Source organism: Parachryseolinea silvisoli, assembly GCF_021190955.1.
GTDB classification, from domain to species: domain Bacteria; phylum Bacteroidota; class Bacteroidia; order Cytophagales; family Cyclobacteriaceae; genus Ohtaekwangia; species Ohtaekwangia silvisoli.
The window spans coordinates 1,369,543-1,389,668 of record NZ_JAIOAO010000002.1 but is presented as its reverse complement, the minus strand read 5'-3'; the positions used below and the strand labels follow the sequence as shown (position 1 = coordinate 1,389,668).

At 52.8% G+C, this 20,126-nt stretch carries 17 protein-coding genes; 3 read left to right on the top strand and 14 right to left on the bottom strand.

Annotated features, from left to right (window positions below; all coding sequences use genetic code 11):
• Window positions 1–17: 17 nt before the first annotated feature.
• The gene (locus tag K7P01_RS15810; RefSeq protein ID WP_267294675.1) at window positions 18–584 is read left to right on the top strand and encodes a hypothetical protein; all 567 of its coding nucleotides are present in this window, start codon (window positions 18–20) and stop codon (window positions 582–584) included.
• Here the strand turns inward: K7P01_RS15810 and K7P01_RS15805 are convergent.
• The 14 genes from K7P01_RS15805 to K7P01_RS15740 all read right to left on the bottom strand — a co-directional run bounded on the left by K7P01_RS15805 (window position 581) and on the right by K7P01_RS15740 (window position 15,500).
• Window positions 581–748, bottom strand: a complete 168-nt coding sequence (locus K7P01_RS15805; protein ID WP_267294673.1) for a hypothetical protein — start codon at window positions 746–748, stop codon at window positions 581–583. The two genes, K7P01_RS15810 and K7P01_RS15805, sit on opposite strands and share 4 nt — an antisense overlap.
• Before the next feature lie 333 nt (window positions 749–1,081).
• The gene (locus tag K7P01_RS15800; RefSeq protein WP_267294671.1) at window positions 1,082–1,879 is read right to left on the bottom strand and encodes an inositol monophosphatase family protein; all 798 of its coding nucleotides are present in this window, start codon (window positions 1,877–1,879) and stop codon (window positions 1,082–1,084) included.
• A 54-nt stretch (window positions 1,880–1,933) separates the two neighbouring features.
• Window positions 1,934–2,629: a 16S rRNA (cytidine(1402)-2'-O)-methyltransferase gene (gene rsmI, locus K7P01_RS15795; RefSeq protein WP_267294669.1), complete on the bottom strand. Its 696-nt coding sequence runs from the start codon at window positions 2,627–2,629 to the stop codon at window positions 1,934–1,936.
• Window positions 2,630–2,632: 3 nt separating this feature from the next.
• Window positions 2,633–2,884, bottom strand: coding sequence for a 4a-hydroxytetrahydrobiopterin dehydratase (locus K7P01_RS15790; protein WP_267294667.1), 252 nt, complete (start codon window positions 2,882–2,884; stop codon window positions 2,633–2,635).
• A 55-nt stretch (window positions 2,885–2,939) separates the two neighbouring features.
• A complete protein-coding gene (locus tag K7P01_RS15785) occupies window positions 2,940–3,203 on the bottom strand; it encodes a DUF493 domain-containing protein (protein ID WP_267294665.1) in 264 nt (87 codons plus the stop codon).
• 62 nt (window positions 3,204–3,265) lie between these two features.
• Window positions 3,266–5,374 carry a peptidylprolyl isomerase gene (locus K7P01_RS15780; protein ID WP_267294663.1) on the bottom strand — a complete coding sequence of 703 codons (2,109 nt, stop codon included), beginning with the start codon at window positions 5,372–5,374 and terminating at the stop codon, window positions 3,266–3,268.
• 118 nt (window positions 5,375–5,492) lie between these two features.
• Window positions 5,493–6,779: a hemolysin family protein gene (locus K7P01_RS15775; protein ID WP_267294661.1), complete on the bottom strand. Its 1,287-nt coding sequence runs from the start codon at window positions 6,777–6,779 to the stop codon at window positions 5,493–5,495.
• 3 nt (window positions 6,780–6,782) lie between these two features.
• Entirely contained in the window at window positions 6,783–6,941 is a 159-nt protein-coding gene (locus tag K7P01_RS15770; RefSeq protein ID WP_267294659.1) for a hypothetical protein, read from the bottom strand.
• A gap of 38 nt (window positions 6,942–6,979) precedes the next feature.
• The gene (locus tag K7P01_RS15765; RefSeq protein WP_267294657.1) at window positions 6,980–8,140 is read right to left on the bottom strand and encodes a formimidoylglutamase; all 1,161 of its coding nucleotides are present in this window, start codon (window positions 8,138–8,140) and stop codon (window positions 6,980–6,982) included.
• A 122-nt stretch (window positions 8,141–8,262) separates the two neighbouring features.
• Complete coding sequence (locus K7P01_RS15760) at window positions 8,263–9,522, bottom strand: M16 family metallopeptidase (RefSeq protein WP_267294655.1); 1,260 nt, start codon at window positions 9,520–9,522, stop codon at window positions 8,263–8,265.
• Window positions 9,523–9,529: 7 nt separating this feature from the next.
• Window positions 9,530–10,723 (bottom strand): type IX secretion system outer membrane channel protein PorV, encoded by a 1,194-nt coding sequence (porV, locus tag K7P01_RS15755; RefSeq protein WP_267294653.1) that lies wholly within the window; start codon window positions 10,721–10,723, stop codon window positions 9,530–9,532.
• Window positions 10,724–10,752: 29 nt separating this feature from the next.
• Window positions 10,753–14,052 (bottom strand): type IX secretion system sortase PorU, encoded by a 3,300-nt coding sequence (gene porU / locus K7P01_RS15750; protein WP_267294651.1) that lies wholly within the window; start codon window positions 14,050–14,052, stop codon window positions 10,753–10,755.
• A 104-nt stretch (window positions 14,053–14,156) separates the two neighbouring features.
• On the bottom strand, window positions 14,157–14,837 hold the full coding sequence (gene pssA / locus K7P01_RS15745; RefSeq protein WP_267294649.1) for a CDP-diacylglycerol--serine O-phosphatidyltransferase: 681 nt from the start codon (window positions 14,835–14,837) through the stop codon (window positions 14,157–14,159).
• Between the two features lie 6 nt (window positions 14,838–14,843).
• Window positions 14,844–15,500 carry an MBL fold metallo-hydrolase gene (locus K7P01_RS15740; RefSeq protein ID WP_267294647.1) on the bottom strand — a complete coding sequence of 219 codons (657 nt, stop codon included), beginning with the start codon at window positions 15,498–15,500 and terminating at the stop codon, window positions 14,844–14,846.
• A 71-nt stretch (window positions 15,501–15,571) separates the two neighbouring features.
• Here K7P01_RS15740 and K7P01_RS15735 point away from each other — a divergent pair, with 71 nt between their 5' ends.
• Together K7P01_RS15735 and K7P01_RS15730 are read left to right on the top strand one after the other, a co-directional pair.
• Window positions 15,572–16,621: an NAD(P)/FAD-dependent oxidoreductase gene (locus tag K7P01_RS15735; protein WP_267294645.1), complete on the top strand. Its 1,050-nt coding sequence runs from the start codon at window positions 15,572–15,574 to the stop codon at window positions 16,619–16,621.
• A gap of 16 nt (window positions 16,622–16,637) precedes the next feature.
• Window positions 16,638–20,057 carry a translocation protein TolB gene (locus K7P01_RS15730; RefSeq protein WP_267294643.1) on the top strand — a complete coding sequence of 1,140 codons (3,420 nt, stop codon included), beginning with the start codon at window positions 16,638–16,640 and terminating at the stop codon, window positions 20,055–20,057.
• The last annotated feature ends 69 nt before the right edge of the window (window positions 20,058–20,126 follow it).

The following is a 20,126-nucleotide window of genomic DNA, read 5'->3' as shown; positions in this document are numbered from 1 at the left end:
ACCCTTCGCTGGAGGGAATGGAAAGCACTGTGCTGGCGTTAGCCATGGATGTACTCCCGCCGGACAACCGGTGGACGTTGATGTTGTCGGTTGGTATTGAGTATGGCGCTTTTCGGGAGGGTGGGAAGATTGATGAAGTAAAGCGGTTTGGCGCGGCGAAGATTCTGGCATTGCGTGGGAAAGAGGATGTGTCGGGTGGTGGCGCTGCGGATGATGGAATGGGAGCGGCAGAAGTAGATGGCGTGGACGAAGAGGTGACAGAGGATGTACCTGAAATGCAGATTGAGCAGGTGACAGAAGGACATCGAGCGCCGGAAATGCGGTATGTCTATACGATGAAAGAAGTTGTTTTGGAAAAGTCAGAAGGTAAGGTTTATTGTTATACTATACCCATGACTGTTCCGGAAGATGTAGTCACTACTACGGAGACGCGTGTAAAGACCTCTGTGGTGGATCAACCGGTGGTATATATTTCACCGCTGCCCGAAGGCCATCGACCATTTACCGACAGTCCACCAAAAGAAAAAGCCGCCCCGGAAAACTGGAACGGCTTTTCTACTCAGGTAAGGACGAGCTTTGGTTAATCAACCATTAGCCGGGCTTCTTTGAGCAGGGTTACGATAAAGTCTATTTCAGCACGGAATTGCTCGGCCGACTTTGTGGGATCCTCTTTGGCAAGCTCTTTGGCCGTGGCTTCGATGTTGATAAGCTGCTCCTTCAACTGCTGCGAATACAATAACTGTCCCATATTCATAAGTGTATCTATAGCTTTTAATTTAGTTATCGGATATTGTCCAGGCATATACGGAAAAACCTATGCGTTTGGATTTCGGTACACTTCAGGAGGTCTGTACTATATACTGACAACAGCCGCAAAAAATGCCGGCTTTTTCACGAAAATGGGGCTTACTTGACAAATACGATAACCAAATATTCTTTGGCTCTAAAAACAGCGGAGAAAATACCACAGCCGTCTGCGAAAGGGCTTTAAAAAGAATGAATGGCTTGATTTACAAGCGTCTGCATATTCGTGCAAAATGCCGGAAATCAAAAGTACGTAAGGATATCTGAAGATTTTGTCTTATTTCCAGCGACGTTGGATGAGGCTCAGCATTTCATTGTGGATGTGGCCGTTGGCGGCACACAGCTCCCGGCCAAACACAAAATTATTACCACCGGAGAAATCCGATACGCGCCCGCCGGCCTGCTGTACGATGAAGGCGCCGGCGACGACATCCCAGGGATTGAGGTTGTATTCAAAAAAGCCCTCGATGCGGCCGCAGGCCACATAGGCCAGGTCAATGGCGGCGCTGCCCAACCGGCGTATGCCGTGCGATTTTTCGAGGAAGTCACGGATGATATCGAGGTAGGCGTCTTTCTTTTCGGAATGATAATACGGAAAGCCCGTTGCCAGCAGGCTGTCGGACAGCGCGGGGGCTTGTGATACCTGTATGACTTTATCGTTGCAATAGGCGGGACCGCCTTCGATGGCGTGAAAACACTCTTTGCGCACCACGTGGTATACATCGCCCAGGATGGTTGTCTCCCCGCGTGTCAAGCCGATGCTGATGGCGTATATGGGTAGGCCGTGCAGGAAGTTGGTGGTGCCGTCGAGTGGATCGATGATCCAATTATACTCGTGCTGATGGGATTGCTGTACGGTTTCTTCTTCGGTAATAAAGCCCGCCTGCGGCAACAGCTTGTGCAACGTAGCGACCAGCCGGCGCTCAGCCTCTTTGTCGACGTACGATACAAGGTTGTTGAAGCTATCCTTTTGTTCTACCCGGCTCAGGTCGAAGTTCTCGCTCTCCTGTTGAATGAACGCGCCTACTTCGTGACAAAGCTCTCTGACGTTCTGCTGAATTCCTGCTATATCCATCGCCACCGTTATAAAATGATCGAGGTGAAGATAATAATTATTTACATGCGTGCATCAATCGGGCAAGCCTTCTACGACGATAACAATCTCGCCCTTGACCTCTTTGGCCTGAAAGTGTGCCACTACCTCGGGTAGCGTACCGTTCACGGTCTCTTCAAACATTTTGGTCAGCTCGCGCGACACCGATGCGCGTCGCTCCGGCCCGAAGTATTCAATGAATTGCTCGAGCGTCTTGACCAACCGGTAGGGCGATTCGTAAAAGATCATGGTACGCTCTTCCGTGGCCAGTTTCTTTAACAATGTCTGGCGCCCTTTCTTTTGAGGTATGAAGCCCTCGAATACAAAGCGGTCCGAGGGCAGGCCTGACTTGACCAGCGCGGGTACGAAGGCCGTGGCGCCCGGCAGGCATTCGATCTTTAACCCTGCCTGCAACGCTGCCCGTACCAGCAGAAAGCCCGGATCGGAAATACCGGGCGTGCCGGCATCCGACACCAGCGCCATCACCTCCCCTTTCTCCATGCGCTGCACCAACATACCCAGTACCTTGTGCTCGTTGAAGTTGTGAAAGCTCTGCAACGGTCGGGCAATGGCATAGTGCTTGAGCAAAAAGCCCGAGGTGCGGGTGTCTTCCGCCAGGATCAGGTCGACGGTCTTCAATACTTCCAGTGCCCGCAGCGTGATGTCGGCCAGGTTGCCGATGGGCGTGGGAACGATGTATAGTACGGTGGGATTGGCTGCTTCGGGCTGCATGGGTTAATTCGTTGCCGCGGGGCCGGCGAGTCGGTCGATCGCTTCGGCCAGTGTCCTGTCTTTTTCGGTTACCACATCGCCCGCGTCGTGTGTCGACAGCTCAAAGCTTACGGTGTTCCAGGAGTTTGTCCACGTGGGGTGGTGATTCATTTTTTCGGCCAGCAGGGCCACCCGGGTCATAAACCCGAATGCTTCGCCAAAGTCCTTGAAGGTAAATGTCTTCTTAAGCCGATTGTTTTCGTTTTTCCATTCCATACGAGCAGAGGTTTACGGTTACGATTTTATATACCATCGGTAAAAAGACCGTGCCTTACAATGCCACGATACCTTCTATCTGAGAAGCTTTGACGTACACGTCGATTACGGCATCACTGGAAGGCATCATCATCTGCATGGTAATGCTGGTATAATTCCCTTGTTTGGAGGCCTTCTCGGTGGGTGTATGTAAAGGAAAGAGCTGCTTCAAGTCTTCTTCCTTGCCTTTGGGTACGATAAATTTAAAAATATACAGCGACGGCCAGGTATAATGCTGGTCAAGTTTTTCCCGAAAACCATTGATCCACTGTTCATCCATGAGAGTAAAAAACAGCGCCCCGGCAGTGATGCCAGGGCGCCGCCATTATGTTGTTTATTTACTTAAAAGAACTTATAGCGTTTGTCTGAAATATCAGACTTGTCTTTGATGGCCTCCGCAATGCTATAGCTGCTGCGGTTCTGGCTACCTTGTTCCAGTTGCGTTTTGTATACTGCGTAGTCCTGGGCGGCCGGGGCGACAGTCTTGTTTTGCAGCTCGATCAGCACCACACCGTTCTCGCCGGCGATCGGCTTCGAACGCTTGCCCGGTTCCAGTGAAAATGCTGTGCCAACGGCTATCGGGTCAAAGCCCACGGTCGGCATGGAGTTGCTGCTCAGCTTCAGGTCGCTGCTGCTGTATACACCTGCGTCGTTGCCAAAAGAGGCAGCCACTTCTTCCAGTGTACCTTTCAGGCCATTCAGTTTCTCGATGATGGAGCGGCCTTTCACTTCGTTTGTTACCGCGGGGCGAATTTCTTCTTTCACCACCGACAGAGGCTTGTAGCCTTTGCTGATCTCGCTGGTCATGATCGCCACGACGTTTTGTCCTTCTACTTCAAACACTTGTGAGATGGTGCCGACAGAAGCGTCGCGGAACAACCACTGTACAATCTGACGGGCTTCACCCAGCGTGCTGATGCGGCGCTCGCCAGCGGTAATGTTTTTAGCTTCCAGTACAGTCAGGCCGGCGGCTTGCGCTTTTTTGTCAAAGTCTTCCAGACCATCGACTTCCGAAGCAAAGTTCTCTGCCTTGCGGAAGGCTTCGTTGGTCGTTGCGTCGCTCGCTACGATCTCGCGCTCTACCGTTGCCAGTACATAGGCGTCGTTCGTCTTGGTGTTGGTCACGTCGATGATGTGGTATCCGAAGTCGGTTTCTACCACGTCATTCAGCACGCCTGTTTTCGTCGCAGCGAATACGGCGTCCTGGAACGGCTTCACCATTTGACCGGTGCTGAACCAGCCCAGGTCACCGCCGCGCTGGGCAGTACCATCCGAACCAAATTCACGGGCTTTCTGACCGAAGTCAGCGCCACCTTTAATGTCTTTCAAAATGCCACGGGCCTTCTCTTTGGCAGCGGCCTTGCCTGCGTCGCTGGCGTCGTCCCACTTGATCAGGATGTGTTTCGCACGCGCGCTGAAGACCGTATCTTTCGCGATGCGCGATACTTTCACCACTTTATAGGTCTGGCCATCCAGGAAGGGGCCGATTACGTTGCCTTGTACCAGTTGTTCTTTTTGGATGAACGCCGGCAGCGAGCCCAGATTATATTTTGTATACGGGGCTGTACCGTCGGTATTGTTTGAAGCATATACCGAGTCAGCTTCAGCCGTTTTAAATTCGTTTACGGCGCGGGCCAGGTCTTCTGTTACGGCTGCAGAGTCCGTCGCGGAAGGAATAACCTCTACGCTAACATATTTCATGCTGCGAACTTCTTCGGTCTTGTATTTCTCTTTGTTCTTGCTGTAGTAAGCTTCCAGATCAGCGTCGGTCACTTTTACGGTAGAATCGCTTACCGCGTAGAACGGAACGTATACATATTTCACTTCGGCAACGTCGGTTTGCAGGTGGTATTCACGTTCTGCTTCTGCTTTGGTGATATACGAGCTCTTGATGAGCAGGTTCTCATACTTGATACGCTGACGGCCCGGACGCAGGTCGCGCTGGAAGATCTCCCACCGGATGCGGGGCTCGGACGTAGCCGGCATGGTTTTGATCTGCTGCATGTATTCTACCACTTTGGCGGCATTGAATTGTCCGGTTTGCGGATCGGTAAACGCCTGGCGGATGCCTGCGTCAACGTTCTTGCCCTGAAGCATGTCCCACTCTTCGTCGTCGGTTACTTCAATTCCCAGTTTGGCATATTGCGGTTCGATGGCATTGCGGGCGATGAGCAGATCCCATGCTTGCTGGCGGATGCCGGGCATGTCGCGCTCGCCGGGCTCACGGCCGGTGTTGAGGTACCAGTTGGCTTCGCGTTCACGCACCACGTTTTGGTACGTCTCATACGAAATTTCCGTTCCGGCGATTTCCCCCACGGTATTGCGGCCCCAGTTCATGATGTTCGATTGGCCGCTAAAGATATCTCCAAGGATAAACGCCGCAATCGCAACAAATACAAAGACCACCACCCAGGTGCCCATTTTGCTGCGCAATGTTCCAATAAATGCCATAAGTATTTTTTAAAGAGCCGCAAATTTAATCCGTTCTCTGTATTAGAAAAATTTCACCTTAAAATTTAACGCCTAAGTGCTCTGAACCGCAGAATTTTACGCCTAAAAAAGAAGGAGACTAAACGGCCTTACCGGAAGACTCCGGTGTGGTGCCTGCAATCGCTTTCACTACTTTGACCAGCCCTACGCGATTCTCGCGCACCGATTGGACCGTAAACGTGAATTCGCCGGCCGTAATAACGTCGCCCGGACGTGGAAATTCGACGGCATGGGCCAGGATCAGTCCGCCCAGGGTGTCGTAATTACCCGTGGGGAGCTGCAATTTGTAGGTTTCGTTCAGGTAACGGATTTCCAGCCGCCCGTTAAGCAAAAAGGTGTGCTCGTCCAGCCGCTGCTCGTCGTCGGTCGAATGGTCTCCTTCGCGGCCACCAAAAACCTCGTTCATGATGTCTTCCATGCTGACGATGCCCGATGTACCGCCAAATTCGTCGATGACACACGCCAGGCTTTTGTGCTCGCGTACAAACCGGATCATCAGGTCGTTGGCCAGGGTGGTTTCCGGCACGGTCAGCACCGGCAGCATGATGTCGTGAATGTGCTCTACGTGGGCAAATAATTTATTGGAGGGGCAATAGCCCACCACGTCGTCAATTGTGCCGCGGTAGATAATGACGCGCGAATGGCCGCTTTCGACAAAGGCCTGCTGCAGGGTGGCCACGTCGCTATTTATTTCCATGGCGATGATCTCCGTGCGCGGGACCATGCAGTCGCGCACTTTCAAATGCCGGAAGGCCATCGCGTCTTGTAAGACGCGGGTGTGACTGGTTGTTTCTTCACGCCGCCCGGCCGCCAGCGCCTTGAGGTAGCGGCTTACGTCGTAGGAGCCGAACAGACGACCGTCGCCGGGAAATTCTGTTTTCTGCACGTGCACCACCCACAGCCGTGACAGCAAGATGGCCACGCTCACCACCGGCAGTAGCCCCACGAAGGCCAGCAGGAACGGGATCGCCAGGATCAGCAACACCCGCTTCGGACTGACCGACGACAAGATGACGGGCAGCGTCTCCCAGGCCAGCATGACGAGCAAGGCGGTGATCACAATGGCGGCGATGATCATGGCAATGGGATAAAATGTAGGCTCGAACGTTTCGGGTATCGGCAGCAGGAACCGGCCCATCAACACACCAAACGTCAATACGGACAAGATATAGCCCAGCCGGGTAGTGGCGAGCAGCCACAGGGGGTGGCGTAGAAAAAATGTCATGATGCGGGCAGCGGATGAGCCAAGCCGGCCCTCGAGCTCAACCTCCAGGGTATTGGCCGACAGAAAGGCACGTTCGATGCCCGCAAAGAAAGAACCGAAGAGGATGGTGAGCACGATGCAAAGCAACTGCGCTATGTCCATAGGTTACCGCTTCTTCTTTCGCAGTACAATCACAAAAAACAATACCGATGTGAGCATGAGCGCCCAGTATGCCTGACCAATGCCGAGCGTCATCGTTTGATGAATACCGATGATCAGGAAAGCTACCGCAAGGGAAAGGAGAATGATATCTAATAGTTTCATGGAATCCCAAAAGTACTATTATTCCCGGCAATTACAGGTCAGATCAGCTTCGCCAGCATGCTAATATACCGTTCGGGCACGTCGCCTTTGAGCGCTCCCTGGTAATCGTTATAGCTGCAGGGCACAATGCTGTTGCGTGCATACTTCTGCCGTCCATTGGGGTAGGGCACTTCCATCCACCACTTTTCGCTGAACTTACTTTTGTAGAACGTAATGACCTCCGGCTCTACGGGCATCGACACCGAGTATTTCATAAAGTCGTTGCTCTTAAAGTTCGGCTCGTGCTTGCGATGGTAGAAGCCTTCAATAAAATACCACACCATGGTAGCGACCACCGAAGCTGTTTTTTTATGGACGTCGTCAAATGCCGGATTATATTCATAGAACCCGGCGGAGCTAAGCTTTTCGTTCATTCCCGCATACCAACATACCTGGCAGGCCTCTTCACCCGTGAGCCCAAACGGCTGTGCATTACCATTGCCCGGCGCATCCGACGAGCGCACGGCGGTAACATCAAACGACAGCATATCGGCATTGCGAATGGCGGGCTCCATCTCCTGCATATTGGTGCGCATTTGTCCCACGCGGAAAGCCTCGAAGTATAACTTCTCCAGCACGGCCACGGACATGGGATCGATCAGGTATGTTTGATAGGCCAGGTGTGTATAGCTAAACAGGTAGTTCGGCTCATGCAGAAGTATACGGTGTATATGATGGCTGCTTGCCCCGGCCTCGCTCTTGTCGTCAAGGTCTAAAAAGGCATCGACATTCAGCAGGCTGACCAACTTGTCCATCGTTTCGTACGCCCCATATTGACCGTAGTCCAAATCTTGTGAACCACCCAGAATAAGGGGCAGCACGTTGTCTTCTAACAGCATGCGGCATACCTCGCTTACACGCACATAGGTCTCTTCCAGGTCGTGGCCCAGGCGCAGGTTGCCCAGGTCGACAATGCGATATGCCCCGGTGCCTTTCTTCAGCCGGTATAATTTCCGGCGAATCTCATCGGGTGCCTCGGCAGTTCCGGCGTTGCGCGCCGCGCCCCGGGCCTCGCCGACGCCAAAGATCGCGATGTGCGCGCCTTTATAGTCCGGCATCTTGTCACTGAACGCGACGATGTTTTTGTAGAAGCTGGAGTGTGCCGTGATGTCGGAGTAGAGCGATTCGTCGAGGGGAGAAAAGAAGATGGTTAGATCCATAGGTGTGATAAGTCCCGTGAAGATAGAGATTATACGGCTTTCAAATCTCTGATTTTTGCGGGAGGAATGGTATCACGGACCTTTATTTTCTTTATTTAATTGATTCTGAACTTGTTAAAACACTACCCCACTGCCACCTCAAAGAAGCTATCTTCTTCAAAATACTGCTTTGCCGTGTGCATCAGCTGTTCTGCTGTCAGGGCATCCAGTTTGTGAATCAGGGTTTGATAATAATCGGCCGGGAGGCCGTGCAGGTATATGTTTTTGATTTTCTCGGCGTGGGCGAACGGGGTGGTGATCTCGGACTGCAGGCTGCCGATGAAGTGGTTGCGCGCCATTTCGAGCTCTTCGGCTCCTACAGGGTCGGTGTAGAGGCGGCCCAGCTCTTTGCGGATTTCAGCAAAGGTCATTTCCAGGTTCTCATTGTTCACGTCCGCACCAATGACCATGTAGTTATCCTGCTGAAGTGTTTGTAACGATGAGTATATACCGTAGGACAGTCCCTTGTCTTCGCGAATGTTCTTCATGAGGCGCGAGCCGAAGTATCCACCTAAGATATGATTGATCAGTAATACAGGGGCATAGTCGGTATGTGCCCGCCCGATGCTTTTGCGGCCCATGCGGATCGACGACTGCATGCTCCCCTCCTTTTTCTGATATTGGTGAGAAGGCAGTGCATGTATCGGTTCGATTGTCTTCGGCGCGACGGGCGAGAGGGCTAACGACGAGAGCGTTTCACGTATAGTCTGCTCCGCCGCTTCGTTTACACGGCCCGAGGCAAACACGACCAGGTCTTTGCCAAAGGCCTGCATGTGCTGTATCAGTTGCTCGCGTGTGAGCGCTTCTACTTCTTTTTCTTCCAGCTCTTTACCGTAGGGATGAGATTCCCCAAAGAGGTTGCGGCGGATCAGCTTACCGGCCTGAAAGCTGGTCTTCTCCTGATTTACCTTCAGGTTCTGAATATAAATTGACTTCAGCTGGGTGAGCTCTTTCTCGGGATAGGTAGAGTCTTCCAACACCTCGCGTACCAGGGCCAGGGTAGGCGCCAGATTTTTTGTGAGCGTGTAGAGTGACAGTGATACGACATCCAACCCGGCGCTTACTTCAAAGTGCGCGCCGTATTGGTCAAAGTATTGTGCGATTTCGTAGCTGCTTTTTGCAGACGTGCCTTTCGACAAGAGGTTGGCGGCAAAGTAGGCGGCCCCCGAGGTCTTTTCAAACCAGCGGCCGGCGCGCATCAGAATTTCTACGCGCACCACTTCCTGCGAACCTCCCGAGACAATAAACATCTTCAGGCCGTTGGCCAGTACTTGCGTACGAGGTTGAATTAATTCAAAGTCGATGCTCCGGGTGAACGGAGGCGCTACACTACGATTTAGCATTCAGCGATTAGTCAGTAACTGATTCTTCTTTTTCCTGCGTGGTAGGCGCTACCGTGAAATGCAGCGTAAAGCGCAGTGTTTCGGCCAGGGGGTGTTCGCGCTTGTTGGTGGGCACCAGGTAGGCAATATCAAACCCAAAGCGGTCTTTGCGGAAACCGGCGCCGAGGGTCATGTATTTACGATTGCCTTTGGTCTTGGATTCGCTGAAATAGCCCACGCGTGCAGCAAAGAGATTGTTGTACCAATATTCGATGCCCAGTGAGGTCATAACCTCTTTGATCTCTTCTTTGAAACCATCCGGTGCATCGGAGAACGAGCCGAACATACCGCTCAACAGTGAACGGTTAGGGTCTTTGCCGGCATAGATGTTACCGGCGGAATCATACACAGGCGGTGTCGGCACCAACAGCTTGTTGAAGTCGAGTATAAAGGTAATGGTATTGTATGGATCGAGCTCCATTTTGTAGGCAGTACCCACACGCAGGTTGGTGGGCAGGAAGTCTTTGTTGTCACCACCGGTATACGAAATCTTACCACCAATGTTGGTGATGGTGGCGCCCAATGACAAGGTGGAATTTTTCACACCGGTCATCGGCTTTACGTAGTACACACCAAAGTCTACCGCGGCGCTCTTGCCGGGCTGCGCATCGTTACCGGAAAAGGCGCCGGTAATGTTGGAGTGGATGTAACGCGCGGTACCGCCAATGCTAAAGTTCTCGGACAACATGCGTGAGTACGTTGCATCAAGTGTAAACTCGCGCGGGTTGTAGACACCGATCACGTCGGCAGGGTTGGGGCCGGTCGTGAAGGTGATGTCGCCGAGGTCAAAATATTTCATCGAGAACGCGACGGTTTGTTCCCGGTTCAGTTTGTAGAAGCCTGACAAGTAGGCAATCTTCATGTCGTTTACGATTTTCCCCAGCCAGGGAGTATACGACAGGGTGCCACCATATTGTTTATCGATAAAGGCCAGCTTGGCCGCATTCCAGTACGCAGAGTTTGCATCCGGCGAAGTTGCCACGCCGGCATCGCCCAATGCAGCATGCCGGGCGTCGGGTGAAATAGCCAAAAACGGAACCGCCGTAGTAATGGCGTTGTTCTGACCGATCAGTTCACCGGGGTTAGACACAGAGCCTTGGGCGAAAATTTGACTGGCAAACGTGGTCGACAGAACCACAGTGAAAAGTACTCTAAGCTTCATCCGAGTTAGTTTCAAGGGTATAAAGATAATTATTTAACGGTAATAAGCTTTGTAACACGCTCATTTTTAGAACCATTGGTTAATGAACGAACCGCAACGCGCGCCAGGTATAAGCCCCCGGAAACATTTTTATCCAGGTCCACCGACGTGGTCAGGCGTGGCAATTCCACGCGATACGAGCTTTCAAAAACAGTGAAGGTAGCGCGTTTCAGCTCCAACCCCGTGACGTCGTACACGACCAGCTCGCCTTCCAGGTCGTCGCCCACACGGTTATGGGTAAAGAAAAGTGTCGTACCGTCACGAAAAGGATTGGGGTAGTTGCTGAAGGTTTCGATAACCAGTGCTTCACCATCTGTTACCACAAAATTAATCTGCGCTTGCGCCGGGTTGTTATAGGTGTCCCAGGCCTTCAGCGTCAGGGTATGACGGCCAGGCGTCAGGTTATGCAGGGGGAAGTTCAGCCAGCCACGCGTAAAATCGTTTACATCGGCTTCGTAATAGTCGCTGACGGCGTATGCTGTACCGTCATCCACTATGGCCACCAGGTTATTGCCAATGCCATAGTTGGAAATGTTTATGCCACTGGCATCTTCCAGCCGCGCAACAAGTGTCGTAGATGGATTTACAATACCTCCTGAAACAAAGGTCGTGTCGCCCATGTAAAGCGTGATCTGCGGCGGAGTATTGTCGGGCGCAACGTTCGGTTCGCTGCCGCCAACCTGAAAGTCATCTGTCGACCCCGCAGCGTCCAGCATATGCTCCGGATCAGACGCATACAGGCTCAGCTTACCGGGCCCGATTTCATACCGCAGATTCTTGGGCAAAATAAAGGAGAACGTAAAGGTGCCGTGGTCCACCTTCGCTTTGCCGCGGAACAAGGCATTGTCCCGTTGCGAAAAGGAAAAGGGCGGGTTGTTTTTTCCGACGGTTACATAGGCTGTCGGTTTATCAAAAAGCGTTGCCTCCAGTATACCGGTAAAATTGTCGAGCCGGTTGCCGCTGGCGTCGCGTACCTCGCCCGTTACTTCTACGGTCGACAGGGCTTTGAGCGTGTCCGAGCCTGTGGATGTCTGCAAGGTGGTGACGACGGCTTCCTGGTAGGGCATGGCCAGTGTCAACGATGGATCGCCCAGCAAAGAGAAATTACGATTGCCAATCGCGTTGCCGCTATTGTTTTTTGTATCGCGATACACTTCTCCGAGTGGCTTATAGTAGTTGTCTTGTTTTTCAAACAGTGCTTCATAGAACGCCCGGTTCAAATCGAAGTTTGTCGCCGAGTACACCGGGCGGGCGGTCGTCACCAGACCGATGGAGCCGCCCTGGGGATGTAACAGTGTTTGCTCGGCGCTCGATACCACGGCAGGGTCATCGTTGCGTCCAAACTCGCAGGTTGCGGTAACGACAAACGGATATAATTTATTCTGTAGGTCGTTGATCTCGGCATCGGTAAAGACACGCTCGTCCGCCCACACCTGTTCGGAGCCGTGGCCGGTATAATTGATGATCAACGTACCGCGATCAAACGCGCGAACGATATCTTCACTTACTTCGGGGATCACCTCGCCATTGGGCCGAACGGTCTTGTGGTAGGCCCCCATAAAGATTTTGCGTGTATCGAATTCAGGATGCAGGCTTTCGATGGATTCGGCCATGGTGTTTGCCTGAAACTGGTGGTCGCGCGTAAACCTGTCGTCGTTGTTACCGTCGTCGGCTACAAACATAATCTGCTTACGCCAGCGGCCGTATGATTTTTTATTGGTGTCGTAATAGATAATTTTATCCACTACGGTGTTCGCTTCTGCTATTGTTTTTACCGGCAGGCGCCCCACGCCAATGTCCAGTGTATGGCTCTGTACTACTTCTTCGCTCCACTCCCCTTCGTTGGATTCTAAAAATCCATAATAATCGTCGGACGAATAGGTCGCCAGCGGCTCCAGCGAGTTACGCGATTCATAGGCAGGCACAAAGTTCGTATTGTTCAACATCCGATCTTTATAGTCGTACGACGCTCTACCCATCAGTAAAAGCGACCGCAGGGTTCCGGGACTTTTGTCATAAATATACTTGACAAAATCCCGTATTGCTGTGATGTCCTGGCGACCGGAAGAGAATTCGTTATAAATTTCCTGTGGCGTGACGATTTGAACCGTCCAGTGGCTGTGTGATTCGCGGTGTGCGGCAAGCCGTTGCGCAGCACCTGAAAAATCAGGGTATGCCACGATGATCAGGTTGGGTGTAGCCATGCCGTGCAAGTCCTGGTTGTCTACGCTCCCTATAAATTCCGGTGCCGGTGCTGTGGGACGGAAAACGATAAATTCTTTTAATGTAGTCGTCGTAGTAGAAAACGAGGCTGCCGTGGTTTGCAAAGCCGGTGTCGACGGATCGGTAATATCCCAGACGGTCGTTTGAGCTCCCGCGCCTTCGATCGTAAAGGTGGAGGCTGGTTGCGCTATACTTGCCGTGGAGCGGAAAATTACCTGGTCTTTGTACATCGCCAGCGCGCGCTGGACATTCAACAAAAAGAAATCCAGATAACCTGTCCCCGAACCTGTCTTGACATATTGAAATTTTACTTCGTGTGTGGTCCGGCCGCCGACGGGCACGGTTCCTACGGACTGTAAGGTATCGCGGTTGTGCACCCCTTTCATGGCATATTGCGAGTCGGGCAACCCGGGGATGACCTGCTCTCCGAGCAGTGTATTATTTACATATACCTTAAACGATGTACTGCTGGTGGACCGGGCCATAACATCTGACACCAGCTGAAGGGGCGCGCCCTCGATGACGCCCGGCATCTCTACGGTAACGACTTGCTCGCTGGCGGTATAAAACGTTTCGCCAAACCATTCGCGTCCCGACTCCAGCTCGTTGTGTTGGTCTACTTCGTGGTAGGCGTAGTCGTCAAACCGGTTTACAACCGGATAGCTACCGCTTAAATTTTCAGCCTCTCCCAGCCGTTTGCCGGGGGTATCGCCGACGGTAATGAAGTAATAATTGCGATTGCTATACAGATTGCTTTCGTACCGCGCAATGCGCCGGAGTGCATCGAAGCGTTCCAGCGCGGGCCCTTCGGCATAAAAAAGAATGTAGTCGCCGGAATTAAATACACCGTCGTCTTCACCTTGTATGAAGATGGCGCTCTCCGTCAAATCTTCCGGCCGCGCGGCGGCGTTGGGTTGCGGCAGCATACCGCCGGCGTTGCCATACACGCGGATGTTGCGTGGATCGATCGACCCGGCAAAGCCCATCTTTCGAAATTGGTCGTATGAAATGCGGTAAACGCCGCGGGCGGGAATGCCCATTTTATACCAGCTGCCAGCGTGTAGCACGGAGGATTGAGCCCTCAGCAATAAGGGGCCGAGGGCCAGAAGGCCCGCCAGCAAATACCTTATAGAAATGTTTGCGCGCAAGGCTATGGGAATAGGATCGTGAACTATCTGGACAGTGCTTTAGCCCCTAACGACATGCCGATGTATAAAAGTATAACCAGGGGCAGAGCAGACACCTGGAAAAGTATTAACAGTAATCCCGTCAGCAACAAAAAGGTAAACCGCAGCTTATTGGTATCGTCCTGCCAGGAGAAGTTCTTAAACTTCAACGCAAAGATCTCGATGCGCGAGACCAGCAGTAGTGAAAAAACCATGGTGATGGTCACCAGCAGCCAATCCTGGTAGAGCCACGCGCCGATGTGGGCAGGCAGCAGGGGCAGCGACGTGATAAAAATCGTATTGGCCGGGGTGTTTAGTCCTTTAAAGGAATCGGACTGGGTCGTATCGATGTTGAAGATCGCCAACCGCATGGCGGAGAAGGCGGCAATGGTGAATGCAATGTAGGGCAGCGCTTCGCTGGACGAATGCGCGCCGATGAGCTTGTACATGACCATCGACGGCAGTACGCCGAAGCTGACCACATCGGCCAGGGAGTCGAGCTCACGCCCGATGGGCGACGAGACGTTTAGCCACCGCGCTGCAAAACCATCGAAAAAATCGAAGACGCAGGAGGCCCACACAAAATAGGCGGCGGGCACAGAGCGGCCTTCCAGCAGGAAAACAATTCCCAGGCAGCCTGAAATAAGATTACAGCAGGTGAGAAAATTCGGCAGGTGTCGGATCATAAAAAATTAAGGTCGCGGGGATGATACGCCAACAAATGGATTCGTGCGTTTTTCATACCCAATGGTTGTTTCAGGACCATGGCCCGGATAGACGGTTACATCGTCAGCCAAGGTAAAAAGTTTTTCGTGGATGCTGTGGATCAGCGTGTCGAAATTTCCCCCCGGCAGGTCGGTTCGGCCGATGCTGTTATAAAACAGCACGTCGCCGCCGATCAGCACTTTTTGCGTGGCATGGTAAAACGCAACGTGGCCGGGTGAATGGCCCGGTACAAAAAGCACCTGCAGCTGCTGGTTGCCAAAGGTCAGCGTTTCACCCGCTTGCAGAAAGGCATCGGCTTCGGTTTCGGCGTATTGAAAGAAGCCATAGTGCGGTGCATAGACCTTGACAGACTGGAGCACGGCGACTTCCGTCGGGTGTATGTACAGCTTGGTTTTGTACGTGTCTTTCACAAAGGCATTGCCCAACACATGGTCTACATGACAATGGGTGTTGAGCAGCATTTTTACCGTCAGCCCCTGGGTTTCGATAAAATCCGCCAGCTCATACCGCTCTTCCGCGTCATAACAACCCGGGTCGATGATGACACATTCTTTTGTTTCGTCGGCGAGTACATAGGTATTCTCTTGTAAGGGATTAAAAACAAAAGAGTGAATTTGAAGCATGGGCAAAAATAACTGGGAATTCCTCAGAAGGCCAGAGAATTATTTCCAATTTTAGCCCTCGATTTTGTACCGTGCAGGCAGTGGATTATATCGTCGTGGGCCAGGGATTGGCCGGTTCGGCCGTGGCAGTGCAACTGCTGCAGCGTAAAAAGCGCATCGTCGTCATCGACCAACCCACCGGCAACAGCTCGTCGCGCATTGCCGCCGGGCTGTTTAATCCCATTACCGGCAAGAAGATGACAAAAACGTGGCTTGCCGACACACTCTTCCCCTATCTGCACGAATTTTATCAGGCTGTAGAGGCACGCACGGCTCGAAAATTTTTCTTTCCCATGCCGCTCTATCGTCCCTTTCTTTCCATTGAAGAGCAAAACGATTGGATGGCCCGGAGTGCCGAGCCGGGGTATGCCCCCTACATCGACACCATCCACCAGCGCCCCGCGATACCCGGCATTCACGATCCCTGGGGCGGACTGCTGCTCCGCCAATGTGGGTACCTCGACACAACCGGGTATATCGACGCTGTACGCAGCTGGATTACCGCCGAAGGAACTTTGCTGCAAACGTCATTTGACCCCGCCAACCTGCACATAGCACCGAACGGTGTACAATACGGAACATACGCGGCAGCCCAGATTATTTTTTGTCAGGGCGTGGTGCCGGCTAAGGGGTTTGAATGGCTGCCGGTAAAGCCACTGAAGGGTGAAACGATCCGCATCAAAACAGACTTTCAACACAATGCCATCATCAACCGCGGCGTTTACCTGGTGCCTGGTACGGAGCCCGGCGAGCGACGCGTGGGCGCCACGTACGACTTCCACGACAGCACCCCGACGATTACGCCGGCCGCCAGAGAAACACTCGGGCAAAAATTGAAAGAGCTGGTGGATTTCCCGTACGAAATTACCAGTCAGGAGTGGGGCTTCCGTCCCACCGTGCCCGACCGGCGCCCCCTGGTGGGCGTCCATCCGGAACACCCGTCAGTAGCGGTTTTTACGGGGCTGGGCACGAAGGGTGTAAGCCTGTCGCCGTACTTTTCCGAGGTTTTGATCCGCCGGCTGGAAAATCAGGTGCCCTTAAACAAAGAGATAGATATTGAACGTTATAAATCATTATATTGAGTTCCCCTAAATGACTATGATGCTGCGCAGAGGTTTACTAGCTGTTTTCTTGATTGTGATGATCTCCGTTACCGGGTTTGCTCAGCAGGCCAGAGAGGTCTTCGGCAAGAACCGTATCCAATACCGCCAGTTCGACTGGCAATACCTGAGTGGCGAAAATTTCGATATTTATTATTACGACGCCCGCAAAGGTGTAGCGCAGCAAGCACTGGAATACCTCGAAGGGGAGTTCGATCGCATCACCGACATGATCGACTACCCGCCGTACTTCAAAACCAAAGTATTCGTTTACAATTCCCTGGCCGACCTGCGCCAAAGCAACATGGGCCTGAACCGTAACGTGTACAAGGTTGGCGGCGAAACAGAATTCATCAAACCCTATATCGAAGTAGCACACCTGGGCACGGCCCAGGAATTCAAGGAAGAATTATTAGTCCGCATCTCCGACCTGATGGTGAACGAGATGATGTTCGGCGGAAACCTCAAAGACATTTTCCAAAGCTCCATCCTCATGAACCTGCCCGACTGGTTTACGAACGGTGCATCCCTGTATGTTGCCAAAGGCTGGACGTCCGAAATGGATGACTATATCCGCACGCTGGTGCGTTCACGCAAAGCCAAACGCGCGACGAAGCTCGGTGGCAAGGAAGGTGCGCTGGTAGGCCAGTCGATCTGGAACTTCATTACCGAGAAGTACGGCAAGAGCAGCATGGCCAACATCCTCAATTATACGCGTGTGACGCGCAACGAGGAGAAGAGCATCCAGATCACGCTCGGCATCAGCTTCCGGCAGATGCTGACGGAGTGGCAACGTTATTATACCGAAATGGAATCGGCCACGGCCAAGGCCTACGTCGCCCCTGCCGACTCGCTGCAATTCAGCCGCCGCCACAACCGCACTACGGAGTTTACCCAGGTGAAACTGAGCCCCGACGGGCGCTATATTGCCTATGCCGAAAACGACCGCGGCCGGTATATTGTAAAAGTACAGTCGCTGTCAAGCGGTAAAGAAAAGACCATTATTTCCGGCGGTAGCAAAGTGATCAACCAACGTGTGGACTACCGTCAGCCGATCATTGCCTGGTCGGACGCCAGCACGCTGGGGGTTATCGGCGTAAAACGCGGCGAGTATGTATTCTGGCTCTACGACCTGAGCACAAAAACCAAGCAGCCCCGCGCCCTCGAGAAATTCAGTAACATCCGGAGCCTTCACTTCTCCGACAACGGCCGCCTGATCATCCTCAGCGCCGACTTCGAAGGGAAGAGCGACCTGTTTTTGTTAAGCACCCGCCGCGACCGCGTACGCCGCCTGACCAACGACCTGTACGACGACCTCGATCCGACGTTTATTCCCGGCACAAACCGGATTGTATTCTCTTCCAACCGCACGACCGACTCGCTCAAGGCCAACGCTAAACCGGAGTTTGAGAAGCTCAACAACAACTATAATCTTTTTATCTACGATCTCGATAGCACATCGTCCACGTTGAAGCGCGTCACGAATACGCTGAGCAAAGACATCATGCCCCTGGCGGCAGACCAGAGCAATGTATACTACCTCAGCGACCAACGCGGTATTGTCAACCTGTTTAAATACAACCAGGCTACCGGCATCTATTCGCAGGTCACCAATTTCGATACCAGCATTAAAGACTACGATCTGAACCTTAGCACCGGCACGATGGCGATGGTGATGACGGAAAGACAACGTCAGCATATTTTTGTGGACCGGAGCTTTGACGTAAACCGCCAGGTATTTACACCGGCCACCCGCCGTAAGGAACTTCAGCAAGCCCGTGTCATTCGCGAAAGGCGCAAGCAGGAGAGCAACAAAAACATGAGCATCAAGGACCTGCTCAACGCACGTCTGAAAGAGGCCAATAAGGAAAAAGATACCGTCGACGTGCCACCTACCGACACCGCCAAGGTGCAGATGCCGGCGGACACGGTGAAGGTACCGGCCGATACCGTGACGCGTACAGCCCCCGAGCTCAAACCGGGTGAGGTCAATACCGACGATTATACTTTCGATGGCCAGCCGATAAACAGCACGGAAAAGACACCGCCACCGGCCCCCGAAAAGAAGCCCGATGTCGTGAATACCGACAACTACGTATTTGAGGACGACGCTGTGAAACAAACGCAACCGGCGGAGTCGTTCATGAATCGGTATATGAAAGCACGTGACCGGCGACGTGTCACGGGTCCGTACCCATACGAGTCGAAGTTTAGCGCCGACAACCTGGTAACATCCCTGGTCGTGGATCAGCTGCGGAGCGTGGGGCTGCTGATTGAGACCCAGATGAACGACATGCTGGAGAACTACCGGTTTTACGGCGGCATCATGGCACCGATCGACCTGCGCGGCGGCGATGTATATGCCGAGTTCCAATATCTGCCGGCCAAGATTGACTTCAGCGCGCGTTTTGACCGCAAAGCCATTCGCTGGGAAACTGTCACGAACGATGACATCAATAACAGCACGGATTATAAATATACCTTAAACCGCTTAGAGCTGGGCGCATCGCTGCCCATTACAGACCGCCTGCGGATAACGGTAAAACCATTCGGCGCGGTAACCCGTACGGCAGACCTGGGAATCGCCGACTATCCCTCCTCCGAGCCCGTCGCCGAGCCGATAAACAATTATTACGCCGGCGTTCGGTCGGAGCTTGTATACGATAACTCTGTTTCTACGGGCCTCAACCTTATTGAAGGTTCGCGCGGCAAGGTCAGCTTCCAGCACTATCAAGGCCTGAGCAACGAGGCGCTGAGCTTTAGCCAGGTTTCGATCGACCTGCGTCACTACCAGCCTATCTATAAGGAAATAGTCCTCGCCTTGCGCGGCTTTGGCGGCTCGTTCTTTGGCAATTCACCGAAGCTATACATGCTCGGCGGCATGGATAACTGGCTCTTTAACGACTCGCGTTATACCGGCCGGACCAGCAAGGGCCAGCCCAACCCACTCTCGTCAGTTGACCTGAACCGGGATGGCGTTGCCGATCCTAACCCGGACCTGCTCTTCCTCGAGTATGCTACCAGCTTGCGTGGTTTTGATTACGGCACGCTCTTCGGCAACAGCGTACTGCTGTTCAACGCCGAGCTGCGTGTACCGCTCATCCGCGCATTGGTAAATGGACCGATCTCGTCGAACTTCCTGCGCCACATGCAGCTGACAGCGTTCTACGACATGGGTACGAGCTGGTCGGGCAAGCCGCCTTTCTCGTCGAACAATAGTGTAAGCTATACTATTGTACAAGGCGGTCCCTTTGAAGCCGAGATCAAGAATTACCTGAACCCCTGGCTGTATAGCTACGGCACCGGCCTGCGCACCATGTTCCTGGGATATTATGTAAAGTGCGACCTGGCCTGGCCGGTTGAAAATTACAAGGTGCGCGACCCGCAATTTTACGTAACGCTCGGGTTCGACTTCTGACCGACAATTCTCTATCTTGCACAACATTTGGGTGCGGCATGACTCATCATGCCGCCCTTTTTAATTTTT

What these genes read in the sequence shown, in the direction of transcription:
- K7P01_RS15810 (WP_267294675.1), top strand. Translation starts at nt 18, where the DNA reads ATGGAAAGCACTGTGCTGGCGTTAGCCATGGATGTACTCCCGCCGGAC.
- K7P01_RS15805 (WP_267294673.1), bottom strand. Translation starts at nt 748, where the DNA reads ATGGGACAGTTATTGTATTCGCAGCAGTTGAAGGAGCAGCTTATCAAC.
- K7P01_RS15800 (WP_267294671.1), bottom strand. Translation starts at nt 1,879, where the DNA reads ATGGATATAGCAGGAATTCAGCAGAACGTCAGAGAGCTTTGTCACGAA.
- rsmI (WP_267294669.1), bottom strand. Translation starts at nt 2,629, where the DNA reads ATGCAGCCCGAAGCAGCCAATCCCACCGTACTATACATCGTTCCCACG.
- K7P01_RS15790 (WP_267294667.1), bottom strand. Translation starts at nt 2,884, where the DNA reads ATGGAATGGAAAAACGAAAACAATCGGCTTAAGAAGACATTTACCTTC.
- K7P01_RS15785 (WP_267294665.1), bottom strand. Translation starts at nt 3,203, where the DNA reads ATGGATGAACAGTGGATCAATGGTTTTCGGGAAAAACTTGACCAGCAT.
- K7P01_RS15780 (WP_267294663.1), bottom strand. Translation starts at nt 5,374, where the DNA reads ATGGCATTTATTGGAACATTGCGCAGCAAAATGGGCACCTGGGTGGTG.
- K7P01_RS15775 (WP_267294661.1), bottom strand. Translation starts at nt 6,779, where the DNA reads ATGGACATAGCGCAGTTGCTTTGCATCGTGCTCACCATCCTCTTCGGT.
- K7P01_RS15770 (WP_267294659.1), bottom strand. Translation starts at nt 6,941, where the DNA reads ATGAAACTATTAGATATCATTCTCCTTTCCCTTGCGGTAGCTTTCCTG.
- K7P01_RS15765 (WP_267294657.1), bottom strand. Translation starts at nt 8,140, where the DNA reads ATGGATCTAACCATCTTCTTTTCTCCCCTCGACGAATCGCTCTACTCC.
- K7P01_RS15760 (WP_267294655.1), bottom strand. Translation starts at nt 9,522, where the DNA reads ATGCTAAATCGTAGTGTAGCGCCTCCGTTCACCCGGAGCATCGACTTT.
- porV (WP_267294653.1), bottom strand. Translation starts at nt 10,723, where the DNA reads ATGAAGCTTAGAGTACTTTTCACTGTGGTTCTGTCGACCACGTTTGCC.
- pssA (WP_267294649.1), bottom strand. Translation starts at nt 14,837, where the DNA reads ATGATCCGACACCTGCCGAATTTTCTCACCTGCTGTAATCTTATTTCA.
- K7P01_RS15740 (WP_267294647.1), bottom strand. Translation starts at nt 15,500, where the DNA reads ATGCTTCAAATTCACTCTTTTGTTTTTAATCCCTTACAAGAGAATACC.
- K7P01_RS15730 (WP_267294643.1), top strand. Translation starts at nt 16,638, where the DNA reads ATGATGCTGCGCAGAGGTTTACTAGCTGTTTTCTTGATTGTGATGATC.